Genomic DNA, 25,768 nt, shown 5'->3' on the forward strand with positions numbered 1-25,768 from the left:
ACGCTACTTTTATGCGGATGAAAGATGATTATATGCAAAATGGGCAATTAAAACCCGGGTATAACCTTCAGGCCTCCACCAATAATCAGTTCATCACCAATTATACCTTAGCCCAAACCACCGCCGATACCACTACCTTAAAAGACCACTTGCAAGATCACATAAACTCCTACGATCAAACACCTCAAAGCCTTACCGCAGATGCCGGCTATGGCAGTGAAGAGAATTATACCGATTTAGAAGAAAAGCAAATTACTGCTTATGTGAAATACAACTACTTCCACAAAGAGCAACGCGATAAAAAGCACCGAGAAAACCTATTTCATCCAGACAATCTGTTCTATAATAAAGAAACCGATACGTATTATTGCCCGATGGGCCAGGCGATGAAGAAAGTAAAAAGTTATAAGAGTGAAACCACTACCGGTTTTAAGCAGCAGATCCATCGTTACCAGGCCGCCAACTGCAAGGGGTGCCCTTTGCGGGGCAGCTGCCATAAAGCTAAAGGGAACAGGACTATCGAACGTAATCACAACCTGATTCGCCACAAGGAAAAGGCCAGGAACCTACTACTAAGTGAAGCGGGAATAGCACATCGCAAAAGAAGGTGTTGGGATGTAGAAGCTGTGTTTGGAAACATCAAGCAAAACATGGGCTTTAAGCGGTTTATGTTGCGGGGAATGGATAAAGTAACTACTGAAATAGGATTAATAGCTATGGCGCACAACTTAAGAAAATTCAGTATAGCATAAGAGATGGGGGCTCATTGCCTTTTTTCATCAGAAAGAAAATTTACAAAAAGAAGAAGTGCTTCATCTCACAAAACTTTTATCAATAAAAAAAGGCCATCTAAATACTTTTTAGACAGCCTCTTTTTTTATCAGAATGTTTAAAATAAAAAAAGGCGGATCATTGATCCACCTTTCTTTGCCCCAAATCTACCATGAACTTAACCTACTTATGTTATGGTGACTCTAAAGTATAATGAATAAACCTTGCTCGCAACTTTTTTAGACCAATGGCATATTTATTTGTTAAAGTATTGAAAATCAAAAAATAATGTAAGATAATTTTGATTTTACTCGATAATCGAGATTAAATCCTCCGTCCCGAAGAATCGGGATGCCTCGAAATCAAATTTATTTTCCAATAATAATTCTGTGTGAGCTTGCTTCGAAATTGTTTACTTACAATTCACCTGAATGATTTCCTTTTGAAGAAGTTTGAGGTTCGGATAAAAATAAAAAAAGGCAGATCGTTAGATCCACCTTTTTTTGCCCCAAATCTACCATGAACTTAACCTACTTATGTTTATGGTTCTGCTAAAGTATATAAACTTATTCCTGCTAAAAATCATTTTAGATGAAAGGCAGAAAAATTTGTTTAAATGCACTTAATAGGCTCTTCCTTCGTTTCCTTCGTAGAAATTAATAAAAGCTCTATTCACCACGCGATTACCTCCATTGGTTGGATAGTTACCCGTAAAATACCAGTCACCCAGGTTTTTAGGGCAGGCTTTATGCAAATTATCTACCGTTTGGTATATCACCTTCACATCTGCCTTTACATCAGTGTCACAAAGCAATTCTGAAATTTTATCTGAGATCTGCTCATCGGTAAAAGGTTCGTAGATTTCCTTAACGAAATTCTTCACTTCTTCATCGGCAAGATCTACCTGCAGTTTACATTTCTCGTAAACCTTTTCTACAATATCGTATTGGTTATTATCTTTTAAAAGCTCCAGGGCTGCCCTAAAAGCAACAAGACCTTCCAGGCGCGCCATATCTATACCATAACAATCTGGATAACGAATTTGTGGAGCCGAAGAAACTACTACAATTTGTCTTGGATTTAACCTGTCCATCATTTTTATGATGCTTTTCTTTAAAGTGGTTCCCCTAACAATACTATCATCTATAATTACCAGGCTGTCTTCCGGTTTAACCACCCCGTAGGTGACGTCATAAACGTGGGCAACAAGATCGTCCCGGCTGCTATCTTCAGTAATAAAAGTTCTAAGCTTTACGTCTTTGATCGCAATTTTTTCGGTGCGTAACCTGTGAGCAAGTATTTCCTGAAGTCGCGCATCGGTTAAAGTATCTTTTTCAGCTAGAATTGCATCGTTCTTCTGCTTGTTTAATTCATCCTGTGCGGCTTCTACCATTCCGTAGAAACTTGTTTCCGCGGTATTCGGAATAAAAGAGAATACCGTATTGATGGTGTCGTGGTTTATAGATTTCAAAACTTCAGGCATCAATAAGCGCCCAAGCATTTTACGTTCTTTATAGATCTCGGCATCGCTTCCGCGGGAAAAATAAATACGTTCAAAAGAACAGGCTTTTCGCTCTAATGGCTCAAGGATTTCTTTAATATTTACCTCGCCGCTTTTTTTGGTAATAATAGCGTGTCCCGGCGGTAATTCGTGAACATCATTAAAGTCTACATTAAAAGCAGTTTGAATTACCGGCCTTTCTGATGCCACTACAACCACCTCGTCGTCTTTGTAATAAAATGCGGGACGAATTCCTGCAGGATCACGTAAAACAAATGAATCTCCGTGACCTAACAATCCTGCCATAGCATAGCCGCCATCCCAGCTTTTAGATGATTTTCTAAGAATTTTTGCGACGTTTAATTTTTCAGCAATTATAGGCGAAGCCTGTACTTTACTAAAACTTTTTTTCTTTAACTTCCTGTATAGCTTTTCTACTTCAGAATCCAGGAAATGGCCAATTTTTTCCATTACCGTAACGGTATCGGCCTTTTCTTTTGGATGTTGCCCTAATTCCACCAAACTATTAAAAAGCTGGTTTACATTGGTCATATTAAAATTCCCAGCCACAATCAGGTTACGGTGCATCCAGTTATTCTGTCTAAGAAATGGGTGTACACTTTCTATACTATTCTTACCAAAAGTCCCGTAGCGAACGTGCCCAAGATAAACTTCACCTACATAGGGAAGGTTCTTTTTTTGCAGATCAACATTATCGGCATATTCCGGGTTTGCTTTAATTTCGTCGTTAATTCTCCCATTGATCTGTTCAAAAATATCCTGAATTGGTTGTGCCGCGTTAGATCTAATTCGGCTTATATAGCGATCTCCAGGGGCGGTATTTAATTTGATGTTAGCAAAACCGGCGCCATCCTGGCCGCGGTTATGCTGTTTTTCCATCATTAAATACATCTTATTAATCCCGTAAAAGGCAGTACCATATTTTTCTTTATAGTATTCCAGGGGTTTTAACAATCGTATTTGGGCAATCCCACATTCGTGTTTTAAGGCGTCACTCATAATAAAAGGATTTCAATCCTGTTTTATATAAAAAATGCCCTGAAAATTCAGGGCATAGGTTTAGGTTAATGCTATTTCAAACTGAGTTAATTTCTTAAACTCTTCGAGGCGCGAATCAACTTCCTCGCCTGAAAGTTCTACCATCCTCTCGGTGCCAAATTTTTCAACGCAGAAGGAGGCAAGATTGGAACCATAAATAATGGCGTTTTTCATATTCGCAAAGCTTATGTCGCCGGTTTTTGCAATATATCCTGCAAAACCTCCTGCAAAAGTATCTCCGGCCCCGGTTGGGTCAAAAACTTCTTCTAAGGGGAGGGCGGGTGCAAAGAATACCTGCTCCTCGTGGAATAATAATGCGCCGTGTTCTCCTTTCTTAATTACCACATATTTAGGACCCATAGTTGCGATCTTTTTGGCGGCTTTTGCTAAAGAGTATTCGCCAGAAAGTTGGCGGGCTTCTTCATCATTAATAGTGATCACATCTACTTTGCTAATCACTTTCATTAAATCTTCCAGGGCATTATCCATCCAGAAGTTCATGGTATCAAGTATGGCAAGTTTTGGAGATTCAAGCTGTTCTAAAACGCTAAGTTGAACCAAAGGATGCAGGTTCCCCAACATCACAATTTCAGCGTCTTTATATTCGTTTGGAACTACTGGCTTAAAATCGGCAAGTACATTTAGCTGTGTGTCTAAAGTATCCCTCGAGTTAAGGTCGTTATGGTAGCGGCCACTCCAAAAGAAGGTTTTTCCGCCGGGAACCACTTCAATTCCCTCTATATTTATATTGTTTTTGGTAAGTAGGTCAAGGTATTCCTGTGGAAAATCGTCTCCTACAACAGATACCACCGCGCTATCTACATTAAACTGCGAGGCCGAAAGCCCAATATAGGTTCCTGCACCTCCAAGAATTTTATCTGTTTTCCCAAATGGGGTTTCAATAGCATCAAAGGCTACAGTGCCTACAATCAGTAATTTACTCATAATTTGGTTTAAAAAATGTGCTGCAAATATACAGTTTGTTTTTCAAGGGCTCAATCAAAATTACTCGATAATCGAGATTTAAATGTTAATAGGAAGGTGAATCTAACTTTGCTGAAAACCTTCGTCTATTAATAGCCTTTTTTCTTTTGAGGCAGCCACCGCTAAAGCGTCGCAACGTTCGTTTTGCGGATGGTCATTATGTCCCTTTATCCACCTAAAACTTACATTATGTTTCCTAATTTCCTTTAAAAACTCTATCCAGAGATCGGCATTCTTTCGGTCTTTAAAATTTTTCTTTTCCCAGCCGAAGACCCACTTTTTGTTTACCGCATCGGCTACATATTTTGAATCGGTAAAAACAATGGCAGAAACACCTGGTTTTTTTAATTTTTTTAGCGCTTCAATTACCGCCATCAACTCCATCCGGTTATTGGTAGTGTGTTTAAAACCTTTTGCGAATTCTTTACGATAGGATTTACCTACCCATTCCATAACAATGCCGTAACCGCCGGGGCCGGGATTTCCTCTCGCGGCGCCATCGGTATAAATGTGTACCTGGGCTGTTTGCACTATTGGGATTTCTTTTGAAGCAATTGCTGAATAATTTCGGGGAAATGTTTGTATTCCAGGTTGTGAATTTTTTCTGAGAGACTTTCCGGCGTGTCTTCTTCTGAAATATCTGTTTTTGCCTGAAAGATTATTTCGCCTTCATCATAATTTTCATTTACAAAATGAATGCTGATCCCGCTTTCTTTTTCCTTATTCTGGATAATGCTTTCGTGCACTCTCATACCGTACATTCCTTTGCCACCATATTTTGGAAGTAGGGCCGGATGAATATTTACAATCTTACCCGGGAATTTTTTTAAAATGTCTTCGGGAAAAATCCACATAAATCCGGCTAAAACAATTAAATCTGGATTTATATCCTCTAAAATATGCAGAACATCGTAACTATTATAGAGTGCATCCTTATCAAAATGAAGGGCTTTAACATTTAGATCGTGAGCTCTTTTTAGCACTTTTGCCGATCTTTTGTTCGAGAAAACCGCTACAACACTGGCATTGGGTGATTTTTGAAAAAATTTAATGATGTTTTCAGCATTGGTTCCGGAGCCGGAAGCAAAGACAACTATTTTTTTTTGATCAATATGTGCTGGAGTGCTCAAAATAAGCTTGTTAACAATTATTAGAATGTAAAATTAAGTCCTTTCAACGAAATTTATGTAAATTACGAGCACATTTTTAAAGTAAAAATCGGTTTTAAAATAAAGTTTTTTATTTTTGCCACCTAATCAAAATTTAAATAAAAGTATTATGTCAGACATTGCATCAAGAGTAAAAGCGATTATCGTTGACAAGTTAGGTGTTGACGAGAACGAGGTAGTTAACGAAGCGAGCTTCACAAACGACCTGGGTGCTGATTCATTGGACACTGTGGAATTGATCATGGAATTCGAAAAAGAATTCGACATCCAGATTCCTGATGACCAGGCTGAGAACATTGCCACAGTAGGTCAGGCAATTTCTTATATTGAAGACGCAAAAAAATAAAAAGAGTATAGACCATATGGAGTTAAAGCGAGTTGTAGTAACGGGCCTGGGAGCCCTAACCCCCATTGGTAACAATATTGAAGAATATTGGGAGGCTTTGGTAGCCGGAAAAAGTGGTGGTGCACCTATTACCTATTTCGATACTGAAAAATTCAAAACCAAATTCGCTTGTGAACTCAAAAATTTTGACCCGCTGGACTTCTTTGACCGCAAGGAAGTAAGAAGGCTGGACAGGTTTGCCCAATATGCCATTGTAGCTTCAGATGAAGCCATAAAAGATTCCGGCATCAATCTGGATACCGTAGATAAGTATCGGGTTGGTGTAATATGGGGGGCCGGAATTGGCGGATTGGAAACATTTCAGAATGAAGTGCTAAATTTCGCGAAAGGCGATGGTACACCAAGGTTTAACCCCTTCTTTATTCCTAAGATGATTGCTGATATTGCCCCGGGTAATATCTCTATTCGTCACGGGTTTATGGGAGCAAATTACACTACTGTTTCAGCTTGTGCATCTGCGGCTAATGCCATGATAGATGCGCTAAATAATATTAGGCTGGGGCATAGTGATATTATTGTTTCCGGAGGTTCAGAAGCAGCGGTAACTATGGCGGGAATGGGTGGCTTTAATGCCATGCATGCCTTATCTACACAAAACGATAATCCTCAAACAGCTTCAAGACCATTTGATGCTACGCGAGATGGTTTCGTGCTAGGAGAGGGTAGTGGAGCACTTATTCTTGAAGAATACGAGCACGCAAAAGCCAGGGGAGCCAAAATTTATGCTGAAGTTCTTGGAGGAGGTTTATCTTCTGATGCTTACCACATGACAGCGCCTCATCCTGAAGGAAATGGAGTTGTGGCGGTAATGGAAAACTGTCTTAGTAATGCAGAAATGAAGCCCGAAGATGTAGACGCCATTAACACGCACGGAACTTCAACACCACTAGGTGATGTAGCCGAGTTGAAAGCGATAAGCAAGGTTTTTGGTGAACACGCCAAAACCATAAACATCAATTCAACAAAGTCTATGACCGGGCACTTACTTGGTGCTGCCGGTGCGGTAGAAGCGATTTCAGCAATTCTATCTATGCAACATGGTATTGTACCACCTACCATTAATCACGAACATAAGGATGAAAATATTGATCCTGAGTTGAATCTTACTTTAAATAAGGCTCAAAAACGTGATGTGAAAGTTGTTATGAGTAACACTTTTGGATTTGGAGGGCATAATGCCTGTGTATTATTTAAAAAGTACGATGAATAACCAAATGTAATATGGGCGTTATTCGAAATATATTAAATTCCCGTTCTGGTAAAGGCGGGAATTTTTTTTCTGTTTTATACAAAATGCTGGGTTTTAAGCCTAAAAACCTGCTTCACTACCAAAAAGCATTTACCCATCGTTCTCTTAATATTAAAGATGAAAAAGGAAATGCTATAAGTTTTGAACGCCTGGAATTCTTAGGTGATGCAATGCTTAGTGCGGTTATCGCTTCCCATCTTTTTAAAGCGGTTCCCGGCGGAAATGAAGGTTATCTTACCAAGATGCGATCTAAAGTGGTAAGCCGAAAGCATTTAAATGAACTGGGCAAGGATCTTAATCTTATAGATCACGTACAAACTAATATTCCAAAAGATCAATTCGGTTCCAACATTCACGGTAATTTATTTGAAGCTTTAATAGGCGCGATTTATCTGGACAGAGGTTATAAATACTGTAAACGTTTTATTCACGAGAGGGTGATTGAACCTTACGTAGATATAGAGCAATTAGAAGGCCGGGTAATAAGTTACAAGAGTCTTTTTATTGAATGGTGTCAGAAAGAGAAGCGAGAATTCGACTTTGAAGTTTATGAAGACACCGGGAATGATGAAGTAAAACATTTCGCTGTGAAATTGCGGTTAGATGATAAAGTTGTGGCAAAAGCAAGAGCTACCTCAAAAAAGAAAGCTGAAGAAAAAACCGCAAAAAGAGCTTATTACGCACTTCAAAATAAAATCACTTAAAATTGTGAAATTAGCGCAAACTATAACGTTTTCGTAGATAAATATGAATTTTTGAAGGTGTAAAGCTTCATTTTTCTCAATCTTATCTTATCTTTAACCTTAAATTGAAAGCTATGCAATTGCATAAAACGCTGCTGGAAGATGTTGAGGAAGATGAATTCGGGCTCATAGCGCTTTATGGTGATTTAGAAGAATATAAGATGGCTTATTTGCTAAATAAGTATCTAAAACTTCAATTAAAAAGAGAACGTAGGGATTTAGACTTCAACCATAAATCGGTAAAAGCTTACTACGCTCATTATTCCTTTAAAGACCTGAAAAATTTCAGATCTTATCACCTGGTAGCCAACAAATTTAAAGGAGAATCCAAAAAAATATTAAGTGCGGGTTCTTTATTTGAAGAAGAAGAAGTTAGACCCTTACAGGTAAACCTGGTACCTGAATATAAAAAGGTAGATTTCTTTCTTAAGATAGATGAGGAACTTAATCAAAAAGACCTCAATTTGCTCGTTAACGCCATAAGCCAGATACCGCAGGTTAGAGCAGTTTATAAAATTGATACAGATTTATTAAAATCCAAACAAAATTTAATTTTTGAATAATGCCAACAAATAAGAAAACTAAAATAGTTGCAACCCTAGGACCGGCAACTAGTTCCAAAGAAACTTTAGATAAAATGCTCCAGGCCGGGGTAAACGTTTTTAGAGTGAACTTTTCCCACGCTAATTATGACGATGTAAAAGAACGCATCCAAATGATTAGAGACCTGAATAAGGAAAAAGGCTATAATGCCGCGATTTTGGGAGATTTACAAGGCCCAAAGCTTCGTGTTGGAGTGATGAAAGATGAAGTGGTTGTAGCTGAAGGTGATGAGATCGTTTTTGCCACAGGAAAGGAATTTAAAGGAACTGCAGAACGCGTTTATATGAATTACGAAACTTTTCCGCAAGATGTATCTGCGGGAGAGCGTATTCTTTTAGACGATGGAAAACTTATTTTTGAGGTAGTAAGTTCTAATAAAAAAGATGAAGTTAAAACTCGCGTAATTCAGGGTGGACCTTTAAAGTCTAAGAAAGGTGTAAACCTTCCAAATACTAATATTTCACTTCCTGCTTTAACTGAAAAGGATGTGAAAGATGCGATTTTTGCTTGTGAGATGCAGGTAGACTGGATGGCTCTTTCTTTTGTGCGTCACGCCGAGGATTTAAAAGAGCTTCAGGATTTAATTAAGAAGCACAGCGAATATAAAATCCCAATCATAGCCAAAATTGAAAAGCCGGAAGGTGTGGCCAACATCGATAAGATCGTGGCTTACTGTGATGGTTTAATGGTGGCTCGTGGAGATTTAGGAGTAGAAATTCCTGCTCAGGAAGTTCCACTTATTCAGAAGAAATTGGTACTTACGGCTAAAAAAGCCAGAATTCCGGTAATTATCGCTACCCAAATGATGGAAACCATGATCACAAGCCTTACCCCAACCAGGGCAGAGGTTAATGATGTGGCAAACTCTGTTATGGATGGAGCAGATGCGGTAATGCTTAGTGGAGAAACTTCAGTAGGGCAGTACCCGGTGCAGGTTATTCAAAAAATGGCTCAAATTTTAGAAAGTGTAGAGAACTCGCCTTTGATTAAAGTTCCTCACGATCCGCCACACGTTCGTACCAAGCGCTACATTACAAAAGCAGTTTGTTATCACGCGGCGCATATGGCTAATGAAATTAAAGCCAAAGCTATTTGTACTTTAACCAATAGTGGGTACACCGCATTCCAGATCTCAGCCTGGAGACCGGAAGCGCATATTTTGGTGTTTACATCAAATAATAGAATCTTATCGCAGCTTAGTTTGCTTTGGGGTGTGAAAGCCTTTCATTACGACAGGTTTGTAAGTACCGATGAAACTATTGATGATATTAACAGAATTGCAAAAGAGAAAAAGTTCGTTGAAACGGGAGATTTTGCCATTAACCTGGCAGCAATGCCAATTGGTGAAAAAGGTATGGTAAACACTTTAAGAGTTTCTGAAATAGAATAATTTATATTTTTATAAAGACTAAGCCACGAATACACAATTAGTGAATTCGTGGCGTTTTTATTTTAAAAACTTTCTCACGTCATCCTGAACTGGTTTCAGAGCCTGCCCCGATTCTTTATCGGGGATCTAAAAATAAAAAGTTTCTATTTTAAAATTCAAACTTCAACTGCACTTCAATTTCCTTTTCCTCTTTTGGTTTCTTTTCGCTTTTATCGGTATTTAAGTTTGAAAGCGAAATTCCCAAAAGTCGAACCGAATCTTTCATTTTTTCCTGGTATAATAATTCCCTGGCATTTTCCAGGATCAATTCTTTGCTGGAAATATAGAACGAAACAGTTTTACTGCGGGTTTGTAAAGTAAAATCGCTGTATTTTATCTTCAGGGTAATAGTTTTACCGGCAACCTTGCTCTTTTTGAGTCGGCGTTCTATTTCTTCGGCGATATTTTCCAGTCTCTCCAGCATAAAAATTTCTGAAGAGATATTTTCATTAAAAGTGCGTTCGGCACCAAGGGATTTTCGTATTCGGTTTGGTTTTACTTCGCTTAAATGAATGCCGCGAACCACATTAAAATAATGCGCACCACTTTTCCCGAATTTTTCGGTTAGATAATCCAGGCTTTTGGTTTTTAGGTCTTTTCCGGTAAAAATACCCAGCATATACATTTTCTCTGCAGTCACCTTTCCCACACCGTGAAATTTTCGGATATCCAAAACCTCTAAAAACTCTTCAACTTCTTCAGGATTTACCGTTTTCTGTCCGTTGGGCTTATTAAAATCACTGGCTATTTTTGCAATAAACTTGTTGATAGAAATTCCTGCCGAAGCATTTAAGCCAGTTTTTTCTTTAATTTTCTCCCGTATTTCTTTTGCGATAAGGCTTGCACTGGGATTTCCCTTTTTATTTTCGGTAACGTCCAGGTAAGCCTCATCTAAAGAAAGCGGTTCCACCAGGTCGGTATATTCATAAAATATTTCCCTTATGCGTTGCGAGATTTCGCGGTAACGGTCAAAACGGGTTTTTACAAATATTAGATGCGGGCAATTGCGTTTGGCAATCACGCTGCTCATAGCGCTTTTAACGCCGTATTTACGCGCTTCGTAGCTTGCTGCGCTAACTACACCTCTTTCTGAACTTCCGCCCACCGCAATGGCCTTACCGCGTAATTCGGGATTGTCCAGTTGTTCTACCGAGGCATAGAATGCATCCATATCTATATGAATGATTTTGCGAAGTGGAAGTTCTTGATTCACTTTACAAAGTTAGTGAAACTTCAATTTGCCAAGACAAGGGCGCAGGCAAATTGAATAGTTTCACTAATCCCGGCGCAGGCCGGGATCCCTTTATCCAAAATCAGGTTCAAGTTGATTCGCTTTTATTGCAAAGATTATAATTGTTGCCATGACAAAGGGGCAGGCCGGGATCTCTTTTTAAAAACTAACTGTATGGCGAATTCTTATATGTTAAGGATTAATATGAGGTCAACTCCAAACCTTGTAAATCCTAACTTAGGTAAGCTTCTTAAAATTTAGTTACGGTTCATAGTGGGACGGGTTATTTTGTTTATATTCTTTACTGAAAGCTAATATTGTTAAACAAACAATTATTAACCGATCAAAAAAAATAAAAGATAATGCCAAAAACAGCTATAATTTTAGGAGCTACCGGCCTTACCGGTGGGATGTTACTTCAGCAATTACTGGATGACGATAGGTATGAAAAGATCAAACTCTTCTCAAGAAATTCGGTGAAAATTGAAGATCCTAAGCTCGAGGAACATTTAATAGACCTTTTTAAACTGGAAGAGCACAAAGATAAGTTTACAGCAGATGAGGTTTTTTGTTGCGTAGGTACTACTAAAAGCAAAACTCCAGATCATGAAACCTATACCAAGATAGACCGTGGGATCCCAATTGCTGCCGCGAAACTGTGTAAAGAAAATAATATAGAAACTTTTCTTGTGGTTTCTGCGCTTGGGGCTAACCCTAAAAGTCGCGTGTTTTATAACCGGACCAAGGGTAAGATGGAACAGGAAGTTTTAGATCAGGAAATAAAACATACTTATATTCTACAACCTTCCCTTATTACCGGCGAGCGGAAGGAAAGCAGGAGTTTTGAAAAAGTAGGAAAAATAATGTTGAATTTCATCAATCCTTTTTTCCTTGGAACTTTAAGAAAATACAAATCTATTTCAGCTGAAAGTATTGCCAAAGCAATGGTAGCCATTGCCAATTCACCCGAGTTGGACGTGCAAAGAATCCCTTCAGACGAAATTAAAAACATAGCACATAATAACTAGATGCAGGAAATTGAACGAAAATTCCTTGTAGTTTCAGAGGATTTTAAAAAAGAGGCTTTTAAGAATTTCAGTATAAAACAAGGATTTTTAAATACCCATCCAGAGCGAACTGTTCGTTTAAGGATTACCGGTGATAAAGCTTTTATAACCATTAAAGGGAAATCTTCTAAAAACGGATTATCCCGTTTTGAGTGGGAAAAGGAAATTGATGTAAAAGAAGCAGAAGCGCTATTTGAACTTTGTGAACCCGGAATTATAGAGAAAACCCGGTATTTGGTAAAAGCAGAAGATTTTGTGTTTGAAATTGACGAATTTTATGGTGAGAACGAAGGCTTAAAGGTGGCAGAAATCGAACTCAATAAAGAAACCGATACCTTTGAAAAGCCCCAGTGGCTCGGAACAGAAGTAACCGGGGAAATAAAATATTACAATTCGCAACTAAGTAAAAACCCTTTTAAAGACTGGTAATTCTAAAGAATGAAAAAACTAATTTTTATACTCGTTTTTCCTCTATTATTAATTTCCTGTAAAGATATTCCCGAGCAGGAACGAGGCATCCCTGGTCCCGAAAAAGTTGCGGTAGAAAAACCTAAAATGAATATTGATTCCGTAGAAAATGATCTAAAGGAAAAGGGCTATCAAACTTTTAGATATAAAGACGGCGATACCACTTATTTAATGCAACAATATTATATGGTTTTTCTAAAGAGTGGTGCCAATAGAAGTCAGGATTCTACTGAAGCTGCTCGTTTGCAGAAGGAACACCTGGCCTATTTAAGCCGGATGGCTGAAGAAGGTTATGCCAGCTTAATTGGACCCTTTGGTGGCGACGGTGATATTCGTGGAATTGCGGTTTATAATACCGCAACCCTGGAAGAAGCTGACAGTTTGGCCAGGCAGGATCCTATGGTAAAAGCCGGTAGACTGAAAGTTGAAGTTAATCCCTGGTGGACCGCAAAAGGGGGAAAACTGAACTAGAGTTAAGCAAACAGAAATTTTAAATATTTGAATTATGAAGATTGAGCAAATTGATGAGGTAACCAAAGGATTTTTTCAAGTTTTAGAGGATGAAACACAAGCCGGGAAGATAGAATATACCTGGGCTGGGAAGAGTAAATTTATAATAGATCATACTGAAGTTGATCCTGAATTTAAAGGTAAAGGTGTTGGGAAGAAGATGGTGAGAGCAACGGTAGATTTTGCAAAAGAAAATAAACTAAAAGTGATTCCACTATGTCCTTTTGCTAAAAGCGTGATAGAAAAAACCCCTGAATTTCAGGAAGTGCTTGCTTAATTTTTAATTCAGTAATTATGGAAAAATTCTCACTTCCCGATTTAAGATATGTAGGTTTCGAAAAAGAGAAACTCACACTTCACCTTTTTCTGCAGGTAGTGGGAAAGATCAGGATGAAGCTTTCGCCTAGAAAAAATCACTGGTGGTATATAACTCATTACCTCAATCAACATGGGTTTACCACTGGCGCTATTTCTTATAACAATGGGTTTAGCAGTTTTTCTATAGATTTTAATTTTATTAAGCATCAACTGGAAATAGCAACAAGCGAAGGGGATTTTGAGCTTGTAAAGCTTGAAAGTGGATTAAGCATTTCCGATTTTTATAAAGAAGTTTTTACGATTTTAAAATCATTGAAAATAGAGGTAAATATTGTTGACAAGCCTTTTGATCTGGGTATCGATAAGAAATTTTCAGACATTTCTGAAATCCATCAATACGATAAATCTTGTGCTGAAAAACTTTGGAAAAGCCTGTTATGGACAGACGGAGTTTTTAAAGAATTTAGCGGAAGATTTTACGGAAAAACCTGTCCGGTGCATTTATACTGGCATTCTATGGATCTTGCCGTTACCAGGTTTTCGGGCAAAAAAGCTCCAAAAATGCCTGCTGAAGCCAGACTTTCAGACAAAGATGCTTATACTCACGAATGTATAAGCTTCGGTTTTTGGCCGGGTGATGACAAAGTGCAGGAGCCGGCATTTTATTCCTATACTTTTCCTAATCCTGAAGGTTTGGAAAGTCAAGAACTTCAACCTAAATCTGCAAGTTGGGAAATGAACAACGGCAGCCCCATGGCTATTCTAACTTATGCTAATCTTAGAGAAGAAGAAAATCCAAGAAAGGCTTTACTGGATTTTATGGAAAGTGCTTACCAGGCCGGTGCTGAGCTTGCAGGATGGCCAATTGAAGACTTAAAAGTGCCAGATCTCGATAAACTGTAGAAGGTAAAATGCTAATTATAATACATCATTGCGAACCCGTTTTTGGTTGAAGCAATCTGTTTTCAGCAAGATAATATTTTCTGAAATAGATCTTATAATTCAATAGATTGCCACAGATCCGGCCTCGCAATGACGAACTTCTTTACTCGATAAAGATTAAATGTTCCGGCGTTATTTAATTATGATTTAGAATTGATCACTTCAATAATTTCTGCCTTTTGCAAAACTCCAGATTGTCTCCAAAGTTGTTGCCCGTTTTTAAATAAAATCATAGTAGGCACACCACGCACCTGATATTTTCCTGCCAACTCCTGGTTTTTATCTACATCTATCTTTACGATTTTTACTGCATCGCCTAATTCGGCTTTTACCTCTTTTAGAATTGGAGCCAATGTTTTACAAGGCCCACACCAATCGGCATGAAAGTCTACTAAAACGGCTATTTCATCTTTTATAATTTCGCTAAAATTGCTTTTCATAATAATTAAATTAAGCTTTCTTAAAGTTACTGAATTTCCTGCTTTAGTCGAAAATAAATTGCTCTTCCAACAAAAAACAGCCACGAAATAAAATTCCGTGGCTGCCTCTTCAACAATTAATAAAACAAATTCAACAAAAATTATTGCCAGCCTCCACCAAGGGCTTTATAAAGGTTTACGATGGAATTCAATTTATTGTATTCAGCACTAATCAAATTAAGCCTTGAGTTTAGTGCATTTTCCCTGGCAGTTAAAACTTCCAGGTAATTTAGGAGTCCATTATTAAGCAATTCTTCAGAAAAATCTGAAGCTTTATTATAGGCTTGATATTCGTTTTCTAGAATATTTTTACGTTCTGTACTTGCTTTATAGTTAGAAAGCGCATCAGAAACTTCCCTGCCGGCCACCAGAATCGCTTGTTTAAAATTTAGCAAGGCTTGTTGCTGTTCTGCCTGTGAAACTTCATACTGCGTTCTTATTTGCCTTTTGTTAATTATAGGTTGTAATAAAGATGCACCTAAATTAGCAAAGAGAGAGTTTGCGTTTAATAATTTATCTAATTCTAAACTCTGGAAACCTCCCGACGCGGTTAGTGTAAGGGAAGGATAGAAATTTGCCCTGGCAGCATTAGTAAGCTCAAAAGCATTTATAAGCCCGTACTCTGCGGCGATAACATCTGGCCGGTTTCTAAGCAATTGAGAAGGCACACCGGTATTAAGTGGGGTGATAATATTCTGCTTAAAAAGCTCGGTTCTTTCTATTTCCTGCGGACCTTCGCCCAGGAGAATAGAAAAAGCATTTTCGAGTAAACGAATTTGATTTTTAAGCTGTACCACTAAGGCTTCGGCCGTATGCAATTGGGCCTTGGTTTGCTGTACCCCAACTTCGGTAACATTCCCGGCTGTCTTTAAAGCTTCGGTAGTTTCCAAACTGCTTTCCCTGTTTTCAAGAGTTTGTTCAGCAATTCTAAGTTGTTCATCCAGGCTCAGCAATTGGTAGTAGTTACTGGCAATATTGGCAATAAGCTGAGTTTTCACCGCTTTGTGAGCCGCTTCACTTTGTAAATAAGCCGCGGTAAAAGCACGATCGTTACTTCTTATTTTTCCCCAGATATCGGCTTCCCAGGAAAGATTTCCGGTTACATCGTATTGGGTAATACTTCCATCAAAGAAAGACCCGAACTGGCTATTTGGAGATAAGATTTGATGGCTCACAGACGGCCCCGCATTTAAAGTAGGAAAATAGCTTGCTTTCCCCTGTTTTACGTAAGCTTCTGCTGCCAGCATTTGCTGTATGGCAATTCGAATATCAATATTATTCTCTAGGCCTTCTTTAATATGGTCTTTCAGAATAGGATCGGTAAAAATTTCTTTCCAGGAAATCACCGCCATACTTAGGGAATCCTTCGGAAGGTTATCTGTTCTATAAAGTTCTTCTGAAATTTCTTCCAGTTCAGGACGTTCGTATTCTTTAGCGGCAAAGCAGGAAACCAGTAAAAATGGTACGGCACCCGCAAGCAAAAATTTATATATACTTTTTCTTCTCATCATTATGCTTTTTCAGAAATTGATTTCTTTTCTGTTTGAGCTGCTTCAGGAGCGCCCGAAATTTTTTCTTGTAACCATTGGAATATGATATAAAGAATAGGAATTACAAAAACACCTACAACCGTTCCAATTAGCAATCCACCGGCAGCTCCTGTACCAATAGACCTGTTACCTTCGGCTCCTACACCTGTAGCAAGTACCAAAGGAGTTAGTCCTAAAATAAATGCGAAAGAGGTCATTAAAATAGGTCGCAATCTAACACGCGCGCCGTCTACTGCAGCTTCGGTTAAAGGCATTCCTTCCCTACGCCGCTGTATGGCAAACTCTACAATAAGAATAGCGTTTTTGGCCAGTAAGCCAATCAACATTATTAGGGCTATCTGGAAGTAGATATTATTTTGTAAACCTGCCATCCAGGTGGTGAAATATGCTCCTGCAATTCCAATAGGTAAAGAGAGTATTACCGAAAATGGTAAGAGGTAACTTTCGTATTGCGCTGCCAGTAAAAAGTAAACAAATACAATACTTAAGAGGAAGATTATTCCCGCCTGGCCTGAAGAAGCGATTTCTTCCCGGGTAAGTCCGGAGAAAGCCACGTCATATTCGTTAGGTAAACTTTGTTCTGCAGTTTGCTGAATGGCCGTAATTGCATCTCCCGAGCTATAACCCGGAGCTGAAGAACCGGTAAGTGTTACCGCATTAAACAGATTAAAACGGGTTACGGTTTGTGGACCATAGATTCGATCTAAAGTCACGAATTGTGAAACCGGTGCCATTTCCCCGCTGGGAGTTTTAAGGAACATGCTATTAAGGCTTTCCTTATTTACACGATCTTCGGGCAGAGCCTGTACAAAAACACGATATTGTTTTCCAAATCGGCTAAAGTTAGCAGTATAAATACCTCCAATATATCCCTGTAGGGTACTTAAAATATCACTAATGCTTACTCCGGCTTCTTTTGCCTTAGGCACATCAATATCCATTTGTAACTGCGGATAATTTGTGCTAAAAGGATTAGAAGCAAAGGCGATCTCAGGTCGCTGCATTAGATTTCCTACAAACTGGGTAGCTGTTTCGTCTAAAGCTTTTAGCTCACCCGATGCTCTGTCTACCAATTGCATTTCAAAACCATCTGCACTACCAAACCCGGGAACACTGGGCGGAGTGAAATAAATGATCTGAGCGTCGTTGATAGAGGCAGCCTTTTTATTAAGCTGAGCGATAATTCCGTCTACCGAAGTTGCTTCTGTTTCCCTGTCTCCCCAGTCTTCCAGAATAATAAAGCCCATAGCATTAGAACTACCTGCACCCGAGAAAAAGTTACGCCCGGCAATAACTGTTGCGGTACGTACTCCTTCAACGCTTTCCATTTGATCGTAAAGTGTTTGGGAAACCTCATAGGAGCGGTCCAAAGAAGAACCAGGAGGAAGTTCGGCATTAACGAAAATTACTCCCCGGTCTTCGGTAGGGACAAAACCTTTAGGAATAGAGCTATCTGCCCAAAAGATACCTGCCGCGGCAATCGCCAGGATTAGAAAAGTAATCCATTTGTGTTTTACTAAAAAGCCTAATGAGCTTGTATATTTTCTCGTTGTAGCTTTAAACCCTGCATTAAAAGCACTATAAAACCTTTGTAAAAAGTTTTTCTTTTTATGTTCTTCAGAATGTGGTTTTAAGAATAATGCACATAGGGCGGGACTTAAGGTTAGCGCGTTTACTGCTGAAATTAATATCGCAACAATAAGTGTCACACCAAATTGCTCATAAAATACTCCAGATGGTCCCTGTATAAAAGTAATAGGAATAAAAACCGCTGCCATTACCAGGGTAATGGAAACAATAGCACCAGCAATTTCACTCATTGCTGAAACTGAAGCTTTTTTGGCACTTTCGGCGCCATCTTCCAACTTGGCATGGACGGCTTCAACAACTACAATAGCATCATCTACCACAATACCAATGGCGAGGACCAGTGCGAATAAAGTAAGCAGGTTAACTGAATATCCTAAAACCCCAAGAAAGAAAAATGTTCCGATAATCGAAACAGGAACAGCAATCGCCGGGATTAATGTAGATCTAAAGTCCTGAAGAAATACAAATACCACTAAGAAAACCAGCAAGAATGCTTCAATTAAAGTGGTTTTTACTTTTCCTATAGATGCGGTTAAGAATTTGTTGGTGTCATAGTTAATAATATAATCTACGCCTTCCGGAAAATCTTCTTTTAGATCATCCAGTTTTACATAGATCTCTTCAATAACTTCCTGGGCATTTGAACCCGGAGTTTGAAAAACACCAAAACTAATAGCCGGATGCCCTTTAGACCTGGAAAGTGAAGAGTAGGAGAACGCATCCAGTTCTACCTTTCCAACATCTTTAACTCTTAAAAACTGACCATTATCCTGGGCAGAAATAATAATGTTTTCATATTCTTCAGCAGTTTTATAACGGCCTTTGTATTTCAATACATATTCAAAAGACTCGCCTGCGTTTTGTCCTAAAGCTCCCGCGGCTGCTTCTAAACTTTGTTCTCCAATGGCTGAGGTTACATCCCTTGGCACCAAACCGTAGTTCGCCATTTTAGCGGGATCTAACCAAACTCGCATTGCGTAGTCTTTTCCTCCAAATACATTAACCTCACCAACACCGTTAATTCGCTGTAGTTCTGGTTTTACATTAATATTCAAATAATTCTGAATAAATGTATCGTCGTAATCTGGATTGGTAGAGTATAAACCGGCATATAATAAAGCCGAGTTTTGTCTTTTTGTAGTCGTTACACCGGCCCGAATAACTTCATCGGGTAACACTGCATTAGCCCTGGAAACCCGGTTTTGAACGTTTACGGCGGCAATATCTGGGTCGTAGCCCTGTTCAAAGAAAACTGTTATACTGGCGCTACCATTATTACTTGCGCTGGAGGTAAGGTATGTCATTCCTTCCACCCCGTTAATTTGCTCTTCAATAGGTACAACTACACTTTCAAGTATTGTCTCTGCATTAGCCCCGGGATAAGATGCATTTACCTGCACCGTAGGTGGTGCAATGTCTGGATATTGAGTTACCGGTAATTCTGATAGTCCTAAAACACCTAAAATCACAATGATAATAGATACTACTGTAGATAATACAGGACGTTCTATAAAGGTTTTTAGCATAGCTTTTTATTTAAAAACTGTGTTGAAGGAATTTACAATACTATCTAAAGCGATAGGCTGAGGTTGTATTTTGGTACCCGTTTTTACTTTGTTAGCTCCTTTAGCCAGAATAGTGGTTCCTTTTTCTACGCCTTCATTCACTACATAAACCTTATCTATTTCTGCAATAATATTTAGAGAAGAAGCAATCAGGCTTGAATCGGTTTTTACTTTGTAAACAAAAGTTTTTCCCTGTTGTTCAAAGGTGGAAAGGGTGGGAACTATTAATGCATCTTCATATACATTAGGTATTTTAACTGTACCGCTACTTCCATTTCTAAGCAAACCCTGGCGATTATCGAATTTAGCCCGAAAGGTTACGGTACCGGTCTGCTGATTTATTTCTCCGGAAATTGTTTCTATAGTTCCTTTCTTTTCATATTCATTTCCGTTGGCCAGAATCAAATTAATTTCAGGAAGATTTTTTATTTTTTCTTCCATACTATTAGCCTCGGTATTACTCATAAAGCTTAGGAAGTCTTTCTCATTCATAGAAAAGAAAGCGTAAACCTCATCGGTTTGGGAAACCGTGGTAAGGGGAGTGGGATCGCCGGGTGAAACCAAAGCGCCATTTCTAAAATTAATGTCTCCTACATAACCGTCTACCGGGCTTTTGATTTTAGCGTAGCCAATACTGGCTGCAATACTGTTGTAATTTGCCTCAGCTTGTGAAAGCTGCGCTTTCGCGGTTTCTAATTGAACTTCGCTAATGATATCTTTTTCAACCAGGGGTTTTAGTTTTTCAACTTCTACGCGGGCTGCATTTACATTTGCTTTTGCGGCTTCAGCATCACCAGACAAAGATTCGGTTTCAAGCTTAAAGAGTAGCTGCCCTTTCTTTACTTTTTCACCTGCATCAACCAAAACATCGGTAACATAGCCAGAAACTTTTGCTCTCACTTCACTATTTACAACACCTTCAATACTGGTGGGGTATGAAGTATATCCGGTAACCGTCCTGGTAGGTACATCTATTACCGGGAAAGGTTGTGGGCCCTGGGCCTCTTGAGCTGGCTGTCCCTTTTTGCTGTCTGAGCACGAAGTGAAAACTGCTGCGCTTATAAGGAGACTAAAATAGATTATCTTTCTCATTGCTTTTACTATGAATTATTGGTTGTCTATGTTCTTCTTTAATTTATTAACTGCTGCAGTCGCTTCATCCAGAAAGTCTAGCAGGCTTTTTTGAAACTCCAGGTCAAAAGGAGGATCTTCCTTGTTCAATTCGTTACTCTGTATTTTAAATTCAAGCACTTCTTTATGAATGCATCTTTGCGCTTCCCATTTGGCCGTCATTTCATCAATGTATTTTTCCATAAGATCTGGCTTTACTACAAAATAGCGTTTGCGGTCTCCCGTTTTTGTATAATACTCTATTCTGTTGGTTGCCTGTAAGTGTTCTAGATGGCAGGATACGGTACTTTTCCCCGCATTTAAATCCATCACCAATTGATCGAAAGTGATTCCTTTTTTTCCTGTAACTATGGCGGTGGCAAAGATCCTTGCGGCCACTGGCGCTAATTGATATTCTTTTTCAAACTGAACGCCCAGTTTTTCAATGAGGCGGGTTTTTTCTTTTTCTAAGTCAGATTTATTCATTCTTTTCTTTTGAAGCTGCGAAATTAATGTTTGGTTCCGGATAAACCGAACTAAATAAGTTTAAATATTTGTTAAAGCGCGTCCGGCAGGGACTTCAGGAAATTGAGTTCATCGGATTTTAGCACAAATCCGGCACGAACCATACTCCTGTTTTCTTCATAATTGAGAAGACTTTCAGAATTTCCTTTAAACCATTCCAGCATTAAATAAATATTAGAAGAATTAAAAGGTTTATACATTAAACGTGTTCTCAATGTACCGTTCCAATCTTTAGTGCCTTTCATCAACATAACATCTACAAGAAACTCATTAGGTATAATGTTGTAGGTAAGGTTTAATTTGCCATAGCCAACATATTCGATCAAATCTGGGTTATCTTTTTTGTATCTGAAAGGGACCAGCCTTTAATACTAACCAAGAAATTTTCGTTAATAGCGGTGTGATAGCCCAGGGAAATTCTATTCCAGCTTCTGGAATATATACTGTCTCGCCCGTTAGACTCGTGTTCTAATTGCAAATATGCCATCCCGGCTAAATGATCGTTTCGGTTGTAAATCGGTTTCCCTAGAGCAAGACCGGGTTGAAAATTAATCTCCTGAAAAGGACTTGAGAATTTATAAATATTCCAAAAAGCCTTTTGAGTGTAGGTAAGAAACAAATGCGTATCAAACGGTAAAGTATTTCGGGTAAGTAAAGCTTTAAAGCTAATTTGATATTTTGCATCGGCGGTTTCTGATGAGATTTCTTTATCTGTTGAAATACCGCTTATAAAATAATTATCCTTGTGTATAGAAAATACGGGCATTTTCTCTAGAGTATCATTTATCTTTTCTCGGGATAATCTTTGAGAAGTAGCTTCACCGATACTTAAAGTGAAAATTATTAAAAGGAGAAAGTAAGCCCTGTTTATCATTTTTGTACATTTTATAAGAACCAGCAAAAGTATGCTTAGTTCTGAATCTCCCGAACTAACAATCTTTAAATTTCCGTTAAAAGAAAAAACCCAACTTTTTAGTTGGGTTTTTTAATCTAATAGGTTGGTATGTAACTAGTTGTTATAAATTCCTATTTCCAGGTCGCCATTCTTATTCATTTTTGCGCGGTACATTCCCGCGGTATTAAATTCCATTGAAACATTTCCCTGGTGATCTATTGCGATGATTCCGCCACTACCGCCAAGTTCGGGGTTTTTATTCTGGATCACTTCTTTAGTAGCTTCGGCAAGACTCATTTCTTTATATTCCATTAATGCTGAAATATCATAGGCTACGACTCCACGAATAAAAAATTCTCCCCAGCCGGTTGCAGATATCGCTGCGGTTTTATTATTAGCGTAAGTTCCAGCGCCAATTATTGGAGCATCGCCTATGCGCCCCCATTTTTTATTGGTCATTCCGCCGGTTGAGGTTCCTGCCGCCAGGTTTCCATTTTTGTCTAAAGCGGCACAACCAACAGTGCCAAATTTAGAATCTTTGATAAACGGATCTACAAAAGCAGTCTTCCCATCGTGATCAAGCTCTGTTTTTTCTGAATCTCTTTCCTTTAAGCGTTCTAAACTTTTAAATCGGTTTTCGGTATAGAAATATTCAGGATCTACTATTTCCAAATTTCGTTCTTCAGCAAATTGTTCAGCTCCTTTTCCCGAAAGCATTACGTGTTCTGAATTCTCCATGACTTCCCAGGCTAAATTTATTGGGTTTTTCACGGTGGTTACTCCAGAAACTGCTCCTGCATTTAAAGTCTGCCCATCCATTATTGAAGCATCGAGCTCATTTTTGCCTTCGTTTGTAAAAACAGCTCCTTTCCCGGCGTTGAAAAGTGGTGAATTCTCCATGATATTTATAGTTCGCTGCACAGCTTGAATTGCAGTTCCGCCATTGGCGAGAATTTCGTGCCCCGTTCTTATGGCTTCTTCCAGTTTGGCTTTATAGGCTTGTTCAAGGGAATCGCTCATATTTTCCTTTAAAATTGTACCCGCGCCGCCGTGAATTACAATGCCAAAGTTTTCTACGGAATCCTGATCTTTTTTGGTTTCGGTAGTTTCATTTGTTTGAGTTTCTTTTTCAGCAGAAGTATTACAGGCTAAAAAAAGTGATAAACTGAATAAAAGGAATATTTTTTTCATAAAAAGTGTGATTTTCAGCCGAAGATAAGCATTTGTATAATTTTTTGATCTTGCGCCGGGGATAGCAGTGTAAATCCCGCAGGCGCCAACAGGCGACGAGGAATTGCAGCGAATAGCCCGTTAAGGCGCCCAAAAAGATAATGAAATCGTCCTTTTTTTCGAGCTTTAAGTTGTAATTTTAAGCAATATAATTTTGAAATCATGGCAGTAAATAAACCTTTTAACCTTAATAAATGGGTTGAGCAAAACCGCGAATCGCTTAAGCCGCCGGTTGGTAACCGAAATCTTTATAAAGAATCTGAAGATTATATTGTAATGGTTGTGGCCGGGCCCAACGCCCGTAAAGATTACCATTATAACGAGACAGAAGAGCTTTTTTACCAGTTAGAAGGTGAAATAGAAGTGCATATTCAGGAAGATGGTGAAAAAAAGACAATGCAATTAGGCCCGGGAGATATGTACCTGCATCCCGGAAAAGTACCGCACTCGCCGGTGAGAAAAGAAGGTTCGATTGGCCTGGTTGTGGAGAGAAAAAGGCTTCAATTAGAGGGTAAGGACGGACTTTTATGGTTTTGCGATAATTGTAGCCATAAATTGTATGAGGTCTATTTTCCCTTAACCGATATCGAGAAAGATTTTCTAAAACATTTTAAGCATTTCTACGGAAGCAAAGACTTGCGAACCTGCGATAACTGCGGGGAAGTGATGCCGGTAGACGAACGTTATGTTGCCGGGACAGATTAGCGTTAAAAATTTAGTATTTTAGCAGGAAACACACAAAAGAACAGATAAAATTTACAAATTAATGAGTGAAATAGCAGAGAAATTCGGAATTAAACAAGCTTTAAAGGATCTTGGTTTGCAGGAAACCAATAATGGAACTTCTACCGGAAAAGATTTTTTTAGTAGTGGTGAAGTAATTGAATCTTATTCTCCTGTAGACGGCGCTTTAATTGGAAAAGTAAAAGCGACCACCAAAGAAGATTACGAAAAAGTAATTACTACTGCCACCGCAGGTTTTAAAGAATGGCGCACCTGGCCGGCACCTCAGCGTGGTGAAGTGGTTCGCCAGTTCAATGATGAATTAAGAAGATTAAAAGAACCTTTGGGGAAATTGGTTTCCTACGAAATGGGGAAATCTTACCAGGAAGGTTTGGGCGAAGTTCAGGAAATGATAGATATCTGCGATTTCGCAGTGGGACTTTCCCGCCAGTTACACGGGTTAACCATGCATTCTGAACGCCCAGGACATAGAATGTACGAGCAGTACCATCCGCTTGGTGTGGTTGGGATTATTTCGGCATTTAACTTTCCGGTTGCGGTTTGGTCGTGGAATACGGCTTTGGCGTGGGTTTGTGGAGATGCTTGCGTTTGGAAAGGATCAGAGAAAACTCCTTTAACTTCTGTAGCCTGTCAGAATATTGCCGCTAGAGTTTTTGCTGAAAACAATGTTCCGGCAGGAATTTCTTCATTGATCACCGGCGATTATAAAGTGGGTGAAATGATGACCAACGATAAACGAGTGCCGTTAATTTCGGCTACCGGTTCTATTAGAATGGGAAAAATAGTTGCCCAGGCAGTTGCCGCAAGATTAGGAAAATCTCTTCTTGAATTAGGAGGAAATAACGCCATAATCGTAACCCCAGATGCCGATATTAAAAATACGGTAATCGGCGCGGTATTTGGAGCTGTGGGAACTTGCGGGCAGCGTTGTACTTCTACCCGAAGATTAATAATTCACGAATCTATTTACGATAAAGTAAAAGATGCGATTGTAAAAGCTTATAAGCAATTGCGAATTGGAAACCCATTAGATGAAAATAATCACGTGGGGCCGCTTATCGATAAAGATGCGGTAAAAAATTATCAAAACGCTTTAGATAAAGTTGTGGAAGAAGGCGGTAAGATCTTAGTTGAAGGCGGTGTTTTAGAAGGCGAAGGTTATGAAAGCGGATGCTACGTAAAACCGGCCATTGCCGAAGCAAAAAATGAGTTTAAGATCGTACAGCACGAAACTTTTGCACCGGTACTTTATATTATGAAATATTCTGGAGATGTTTCTAACGCTTTGGAATTACAAAATGGAGTAGTGCAGGGACTTTCTTCAGCAATAATGACCAATAACTTAAGGGAAGCCGAACGTTTTCTTTCTGTAGAAGGTTCAGATTGCGGGATTGCAAATGTGAATATAGGAACTTCCGGAGCTGAAATTGGTGGCGCTTTTGGCGGTGAAAAAGAAACCGGAGGCGGAAGAGAATCTGGATCTGATGCCTGGAAGATCTATATGCGCAGACAAACAAATACTATTAATTATACTACTGAACTGCCGTTGGCACAAGGTATTAAATTCGATTTGTAAATATTTTCAGGAACTTTTTGAAAAGTTATTGCCGTCACCCTGAACTCGTTTCAG

General features: G+C 38.9%; 26 protein-coding genes. 13 read left to right on the plus strand and 13 right to left on the minus strand.

Going from position 1 to position 25,768, the window contains the following annotated elements:
- Positions 1–752 (plus strand): transposase (locus B5440_RS02485; RefSeq protein ID WP_143533299.1); only part of this gene is annotated, 752 nt, incomplete at its 5' end.
- A 641-nt stretch (positions 753–1,393) separates the two neighbouring features.
- Here B5440_RS02485 and B5440_RS02490 read toward each other — a convergent pair.
- The 4 genes from B5440_RS02490 to purN form a co-directional block, all read right to left on the minus strand.
- Positions 1,394–3,292 (minus strand): amidophosphoribosyltransferase, encoded by a 1,899-nt coding sequence (locus B5440_RS02490; RefSeq protein WP_070054422.1) that lies wholly within the window; start codon positions 3,290–3,292, stop codon positions 1,394–1,396.
- A 60-nt stretch (positions 3,293–3,352) separates the two neighbouring features.
- Positions 3,353–4,276 carry a PfkB family carbohydrate kinase gene (locus tag B5440_RS02495; protein WP_070054423.1) on the minus strand — a complete coding sequence of 308 codons (924 nt, stop codon included), beginning with the start codon at positions 4,274–4,276 and terminating at the stop codon, positions 3,353–3,355.
- A 102-nt stretch (positions 4,277–4,378) separates the two neighbouring features.
- Complete coding sequence (rnhA, locus tag B5440_RS02500) at positions 4,379–4,846, minus strand: ribonuclease HI (protein ID WP_070054424.1); 468 nt, start codon at positions 4,844–4,846, stop codon at positions 4,379–4,381.
- Entirely contained in the window at positions 4,846–5,445 is a 600-nt protein-coding gene (gene purN / locus B5440_RS02505; RefSeq protein ID WP_070054425.1) for a phosphoribosylglycinamide formyltransferase, read from the minus strand. The genes rnhA and purN overlap by 1 nt, the downstream gene beginning before the upstream one ends.
- A gap of 148 nt (positions 5,446–5,593) precedes the next feature.
- Here purN and B5440_RS02510 point away from each other — a divergent pair, with 148 nt between their 5' ends.
- From B5440_RS02510 to pyk, 5 genes are all read left to right on the plus strand, one after another.
- Positions 5,594–5,830, plus strand: a complete 237-nt coding sequence (locus B5440_RS02510) for an acyl carrier protein (protein ID WP_013069791.1) — start codon at positions 5,594–5,596, stop codon at positions 5,828–5,830.
- A 16-nt stretch (positions 5,831–5,846) separates the two neighbouring features.
- Entirely contained in the window at positions 5,847–7,100 is a 1,254-nt protein-coding gene (fabF, locus tag B5440_RS02515; protein ID WP_070054594.1) for a beta-ketoacyl-ACP synthase II, read from the plus strand.
- Positions 7,101–7,111: 11 nt separating this feature from the next.
- On the plus strand, positions 7,112–7,843 hold the full coding sequence (rnc, locus tag B5440_RS02520) for a ribonuclease III (RefSeq protein ID WP_070054426.1): 732 nt from the start codon (positions 7,112–7,114) through the stop codon (positions 7,841–7,843).
- A gap of 113 nt (positions 7,844–7,956) precedes the next feature.
- Positions 7,957–8,445 (plus strand): IPExxxVDY family protein, encoded by a 489-nt coding sequence (locus B5440_RS02525; RefSeq protein WP_070054595.1) that lies wholly within the window; start codon positions 7,957–7,959, stop codon positions 8,443–8,445.
- Positions 8,445–9,875, plus strand: a complete 1,431-nt coding sequence (pyk, locus tag B5440_RS02530; protein ID WP_070054427.1) for a pyruvate kinase — start codon at positions 8,445–8,447, stop codon at positions 9,873–9,875. Before B5440_RS02525 ends, pyk begins: the two co-directional genes overlap by 1 nt.
- Positions 9,876–10,023: 148 nt before the next feature.
- Here the strand turns inward: pyk and dinB are convergent, their stop codons facing one another.
- Positions 10,024–11,127, minus strand: coding sequence for a DNA polymerase IV (gene dinB, locus B5440_RS02535; protein ID WP_079711051.1), 1,104 nt, complete (start codon positions 11,125–11,127; stop codon positions 10,024–10,026).
- Between the two features lie 380 nt (positions 11,128–11,507).
- On the opposite strand from dinB, the gene B5440_RS02540 reads away from it, so the two are divergent.
- From B5440_RS02540 to B5440_RS02560, 5 genes are read left to right on the plus strand one after another with little or no spacing between them, the layout of a single operon-like run.
- Entirely contained in the window at positions 11,508–12,173 is a 666-nt protein-coding gene (locus B5440_RS02540; RefSeq protein WP_070054428.1) for an NAD(P)H-binding protein, read from the plus strand.
- Complete coding sequence (locus tag B5440_RS02545) at positions 12,174–12,641, plus strand: CYTH domain-containing protein (protein ID WP_070054429.1); 468 nt, start codon at positions 12,174–12,176, stop codon at positions 12,639–12,641.
- 9 nt (positions 12,642–12,650) lie between these two features.
- Complete coding sequence (locus tag B5440_RS02550; protein WP_070054430.1) at positions 12,651–13,151, plus strand: YciI family protein; 501 nt, start codon at positions 12,651–12,653, stop codon at positions 13,149–13,151.
- Between the two features lie 34 nt (positions 13,152–13,185).
- Positions 13,186–13,467: a GNAT family N-acetyltransferase gene (locus B5440_RS02555; RefSeq protein ID WP_070054431.1), complete on the plus strand. Its 282-nt coding sequence runs from the start codon at positions 13,186–13,188 to the stop codon at positions 13,465–13,467.
- A 17-nt stretch (positions 13,468–13,484) separates the two neighbouring features.
- Positions 13,485–14,411 (plus strand): DUF5996 family protein, encoded by a 927-nt coding sequence (locus B5440_RS02560; RefSeq protein ID WP_070054432.1) that lies wholly within the window; start codon positions 13,485–13,487, stop codon positions 14,409–14,411.
- A 179-nt stretch (positions 14,412–14,590) separates the two neighbouring features.
- On the opposite strand, the gene trxA is transcribed toward B5440_RS02560, so the two are convergent.
- From trxA to B5440_RS02595, 8 genes are all read right to left on the minus strand, one after another.
- Positions 14,591–14,890, minus strand: a complete 300-nt coding sequence (gene trxA, locus B5440_RS02565) for a thioredoxin (RefSeq protein WP_070054597.1) — start codon at positions 14,888–14,890, stop codon at positions 14,591–14,593.
- A gap of 140 nt (positions 14,891–15,030) precedes the next feature.
- Positions 15,031–16,437 (minus strand): efflux transporter outer membrane subunit, encoded by a 1,407-nt coding sequence (locus tag B5440_RS02570; RefSeq protein ID WP_070054433.1) that lies wholly within the window; start codon positions 16,435–16,437, stop codon positions 15,031–15,033.
- Between the two features lie 2 nt (positions 16,438–16,439).
- Positions 16,440–19,595, minus strand: a complete 3,156-nt coding sequence (locus B5440_RS02575; protein WP_070054434.1) for an efflux RND transporter permease subunit — start codon at positions 19,593–19,595, stop codon at positions 16,440–16,442.
- A gap of 6 nt (positions 19,596–19,601) precedes the next feature.
- Positions 19,602–20,726 (minus strand): efflux RND transporter periplasmic adaptor subunit, encoded by a 1,125-nt coding sequence (locus B5440_RS02580; RefSeq protein WP_070054435.1) that lies wholly within the window; start codon positions 20,724–20,726, stop codon positions 19,602–19,604.
- 15 nt (positions 20,727–20,741) lie between these two features.
- Positions 20,742–21,230, minus strand: coding sequence for a GbsR/MarR family transcriptional regulator (locus B5440_RS02585; protein WP_070054436.1), 489 nt, complete (start codon positions 21,228–21,230; stop codon positions 20,742–20,744).
- A gap of 71 nt (positions 21,231–21,301) precedes the next feature.
- Positions 21,302–21,595, minus strand: coding sequence for a phospholipase A (locus B5440_RS15780; protein WP_262506384.1), 294 nt, complete (start codon positions 21,593–21,595; stop codon positions 21,302–21,304).
- Positions 21,592–22,143: a phospholipase A gene (locus tag B5440_RS15785; RefSeq protein WP_262506385.1), complete on the minus strand. Its 552-nt coding sequence runs from the start codon at positions 22,141–22,143 to the stop codon at positions 21,592–21,594. Before B5440_RS15785 ends, B5440_RS15780 begins: the two co-directional genes overlap by 4 nt.
- Before the next feature lie 135 nt (positions 22,144–22,278).
- Positions 22,279–23,355, minus strand: a complete 1,077-nt coding sequence (locus B5440_RS02595) for an isoaspartyl peptidase/L-asparaginase family protein (protein WP_070054437.1) — start codon at positions 23,353–23,355, stop codon at positions 22,279–22,281.
- A 201-nt stretch (positions 23,356–23,556) separates the two neighbouring features.
- On the opposite strand from B5440_RS02595, the gene B5440_RS02605 reads away from it, so the two are divergent.
- Complete coding sequence (locus B5440_RS02605) at positions 23,557–24,099, plus strand: 3-hydroxyanthranilate 3,4-dioxygenase (RefSeq protein ID WP_070054439.1); 543 nt, start codon at positions 23,557–23,559, stop codon at positions 24,097–24,099.
- A 61-nt stretch (positions 24,100–24,160) separates the two neighbouring features.
- Positions 24,161–25,714 (plus strand): L-piperidine-6-carboxylate dehydrogenase, encoded by a 1,554-nt coding sequence (amaB, locus tag B5440_RS02610; RefSeq protein ID WP_070054440.1) that lies wholly within the window; start codon positions 24,161–24,163, stop codon positions 25,712–25,714.
- Positions 25,715–25,768: the final 54 nt, after the last annotated feature.

This window comes from Salegentibacter salarius (assembly GCF_900168265.1).
GTDB classification, from domain to species: Bacteria; Bacteroidota; Bacteroidia; order Flavobacteriales; family Flavobacteriaceae; genus Salegentibacter; species Salegentibacter salarius.